Below are 839 nucleotides of genomic sequence, written 5' to 3'. Positions count from 1 at the left end.
CGCGCCGCCCGGCCTGCCGCAGCGCCACGACCTCCGCGTGCGGGCCGCCGGGCGGCTGCGTCGCGCCCTCCGCGACGACCTGGTCCTCGGCGTCGGCGACCACCGCGCCGACGGGCGGGTTCGGGCTCGTGGTGCCCAGCACCGCGCGGGAGAGCTCCACCGCCCGCTGCAGCAGGGCCTCGACGTCCACCGCGACCTCCGTCCCGCGCCCCGCTCGGGCCGCGCGGGGCGCCACGCTAGCGACCGGGGCGGGCAGCGCGGCCCGAGCGTCACCGGTGCGCGGGAACCGCACACGGCGAAGAGCCCCCGCCTGCGTCCTCGCAGATGGGGGCCCTTCGGGATGTTCAGCTGTGGCCAGGGGCGGGGTCGAACCGCCGACCTTCCGATTTTCAGTCGGACGCTCGTACCAACTGAGCTACCTGGCCGAAGCCGTGACCGGCGCTCCGGTACGGCGAGCGACCCCGACGGGACTTGAACCCGCGACCTCCGCCGTGACAGGGCGGCGCGCTAACCAACTGCGCTACGGGGCCTCGTGGTGAGGCTTCTTGCTGTCGTGCTGCACCGATCGTACTAGGTGTCGGGCGGTGCTCACGACCGGGCGGACCCGATCGTGCCCCCAACGGGATTCGAACCCGTGCTGCCGCCTTGAAAGGGCGGAGTCCTAGGCCGCTAGACGATGAGGGCGCCAGCTGTCCGGAGGATGCTCGCGTCCGTCAACGCCAGGACCCGTCGGAGGACGTCGCCCAGCATAGGGGTAGCAGCGCGGGGTGACCAAGACGGCGCCCCGCGCGCGCCGGCCTACGCCGCCCGCGGCGCCGCGGCCCGCCCCGGCGGGCGCC

At 75.2% G+C, this 839-nt stretch carries 1 protein-coding gene and 3 tRNA genes; all 4 read right to left on the bottom strand.

The annotated features are described in order from the left end of the window. Nucleotides 1-190: cytidine/deoxycytidylate deaminase family protein (locus tag ABEB16_RS12220; protein ID WP_486335980.1), on the bottom strand; the 190-nt coding region annotated here is incomplete at its 3' end. 161 nt (nt 191-351) lie between these two features. Continuing rightward, nucleotides 352-425, bottom strand: a tRNA-Phe gene (locus tag ABEB16_RS12215). Between the two features lie 31 nt (nt 426-456). Then, nucleotides 457-530, bottom strand: a tRNA-Asp gene (locus tag ABEB16_RS12210). Between the two features lie 81 nt (nt 531-611). Continuing rightward, nucleotides 612-684: transfer RNA gene (locus ABEB16_RS12205), tRNA-Glu, on the bottom strand. Between the last annotated feature and the right edge of the window lie 155 nt (nt 685-839).

The organism is Kineococcus glutinatus (assembly GCF_039542765.1).
Lineage (GTDB): Bacteria > Actinomycetota > Actinomycetes > Actinomycetales > Kineococcaceae > Kineococcus_A > Kineococcus_A glutinatus.
Note: the sequence above shows the minus strand (reverse complement) of the source record. Positions and strands in the feature narration are given on the sequence as shown.